Here is a 2,276-nt window from a genome sequence, read left to right as displayed (position 1 = left end):
CAACCTCTATTGGTTTCTTGGAGTGGTAAGTCTGAACTACGGACATTAACGAAGTCAGAGTGGGTTGGCGGCACGCCATCTCTAGTTGGGGATGCACTCTTATGCGGTTTTTATCTCAATGAGTTATTAGTCAAGTTTCTCGCGCGCGAGGATGACTATGAAAAGCTCTATGACCATTACACCGATACGATTTCTGCTTTATCTAATCTTGAGCTGGAATCCAAAGGCCTAGAAGAAATTCTACGTCCTTTTGAATTAACGCTCTTACAGGAAACGGGTTATGCAGCAGCGCTAGATCGCTGTGTGGAAACGAATAGTGCTCCGATCTCCAATGAGCAATATGTTTATCAGCCAGAGCGAGGCGTGAGGCCTGCTCAAGGGGATGATCCAGGACACTGGCCGGTCTTGAGTGGCAAATCTCTGCTAGCCATTGCAGCAGGTGACTTTTCTGATCAAGAGACGCTTTCTGAGAGTAAGCAGTTAATGCGCTTCCTATTGGGATTGCATCTTCAGGATCAAGTGTTGACTACCCGTCAGATTTTGATTGATCTGAAGAAAATCTAGTAATCTAAGCCAATGAATACCCAATCAAAGCTAGAACTTGGCATCAATATCGATCACGTTGCTACCCTGCGTAATGCGCGTGGCACGATTTATCCTGATCCATTAAAGGCTGCCCGTTTAGCTGAAGAGGCGGGTGCTGATTTAATCACCCTGCATTTACGTGAGGATCGTCGCCATGTTAAAGACGCCGATTTGATGGCCTTGCGTCCCTTAATACAGACACGTATGAACTTAGAGTGCGCCGTTACTCCGGAGATGATCAATATTGCTTGCCAGGTGCAGCCACATGATGTGTGCCTTGTTCCTGAAAAGCGTGAAGAGGTCACAACTGAAGGTGGCTTGGATGTGTTGGGACACTTTCAAGCTGTTCAAGCAGCTACTGCGCAATTAAAAGGTGCAGGCATTCGGGTATCCCTGTTTATTGATCCAGAAGAAAAGCAAATTCAAGCTGCTAAGGATGTTGGAGCAACAGTAGTGGAGTTGCATACTGGGCGTTACGCAGATCTGTCTGGTGACCAACAAATGCAAGAGCTTGAGCGCATCAGAAAAGCTGCTCAGTTTGGTAAGAGTATTGGTCTGAGAGTTAATGCTGGGCATGGCTTGCATGAGGGAAATGTGATGCCGGTAGCTGCCATTGCGGAGCTCTCAGAGCTCAATATTGGTCACGCGATTGTTGCTGAGGCACTCTTTAAGGGTTGGCAAAAAGCAATTACTGATATGAAGGCTCTAATGGCTCAGGGTAGAGCAAACACTTCCAAAGTGAAATGAAACTGGCGGTATAAAAATGATCATTGGTATAGGCACAGACATTTTGCAGATCGAGCGGCTTCAAGCTGCTTACGATCGTACCAATGGACGTCTTGCTGAAAAAATACTGGGGCCAGATGAGATGTTGGTTTTTAAACATCGCCTAGCCAGAAATCACAAGCGGGGTATTGCTTTTTTGGCAACGCGCTTTGCGGCAAAAGAGGCATTCTCTAAAGCAATTGGCTTGGGCATGAGAATGCCAATGACGTGGCGCTCTTTGCAAACACTCAATGAGCCCAGCGGTAAACCGGTTACCTCCTATTTAGGAGCGCTTGCGCAATTTATGCAGGATAAAAACTGGGAAGCTCAAATTACGGTAAGTGATGAGCAAGACATGGCAATTGCCCATGTCATTGTTACGCAAAGATAAACACAGTAATAAATAACAGCAAATAACATCAAAAAATTACGAGGAATCCATGAGTAAGTCGACCATGAAACCAGGCCCAATTACTTTAGATGTGCTTGGTCTTGAGTTAAACGCAGAAGATCGCCGTCGCATCATGCATCCTCTAACTGGTGGAGTAATTCTATTTGGCAGAAACTTCGCCAATCGCAAGCAGCTCACTAAACTCACTGCAGAAATTAAAAAACTCCGTTCTGACGTGTTGATCTCGATTGATCATGAGGGTGGACGTGTTCAGCGCTGCAGAACTGACGGTTTTACCCATTTGCCAGCTATGCGTAAGCTTGGTGAACTTTGGGGGTCCAAGAATAAATCAAAACATACCGCCGAATCTGCTGCGATTGCGATGGCGGCAGCGACTGCCTGTGGGTATGTTCTAGCTGCTGAGTTGCGAGCTTGTGGTGTCGACTTTAGTTTTACCCCAGTCCTGGATCTCGATTTTGGTCGCAGCGCTGTCATTGGAGATCGTGGATTTAGTCGTGATCCGCAAATTACCTTT

The 2,276-nt window shown here is 46.3% G+C and carries 4 protein-coding genes; all 4 read left to right on the top strand.

Going from position 1 to position 2,276, the window contains the following annotated elements; genetic code table 11:
- Positions 1-564, top strand: a 564-nt coding sequence (locus tag B7X71_RS15520) for a DNA repair protein RecO C-terminal domain-containing protein (RefSeq protein ID WP_293601371.1), incomplete at its 5' end; no start/stop codon positions are given.
- A 12-nt stretch (positions 565-576) separates the two neighbouring features.
- Positions 577-1,332 (top strand): pyridoxine 5'-phosphate synthase, encoded by a 756-nt coding sequence (pdxJ, locus tag B7X71_RS15515; RefSeq protein ID WP_293601369.1) that lies wholly within the window; start codon positions 577-579, stop codon positions 1,330-1,332.
- A gap of 16 nt (positions 1,333-1,348) precedes the next feature.
- A complete protein-coding gene (acpS, locus tag B7X71_RS15510; RefSeq protein WP_293601367.1) occupies positions 1,349-1,741 on the top strand; it encodes a holo-ACP synthase in 393 nt (130 codons plus the stop codon).
- A 49-nt stretch (positions 1,742-1,790) separates the two neighbouring features.
- A partial coding sequence (locus B7X71_RS15505; RefSeq protein ID WP_293601365.1) for a glycoside hydrolase family 3 N-terminal domain-containing protein occupies positions 1,791-2,276 on the top strand: 486 nt, incomplete at its 3' end.

This window comes from Polynucleobacter sp. 39-46-10, assembly GCF_002282275.1.
This window is presented reverse-complemented; position numbering and strand designations above follow the sequence as displayed.

Excerpts from the sequence above, each read along its gene's own strand:
- pdxJ (WP_293601369.1), top strand. The coding sequence starts at position 577 with ATGAATACCCAATCAAAGCTAGAACTTGGCATCAATATCGATCACGTT.
- acpS (WP_293601367.1), top strand. The coding sequence starts at position 1,349 with ATGATCATTGGTATAGGCACAGACATTTTGCAGATCGAGCGGCTTCAA.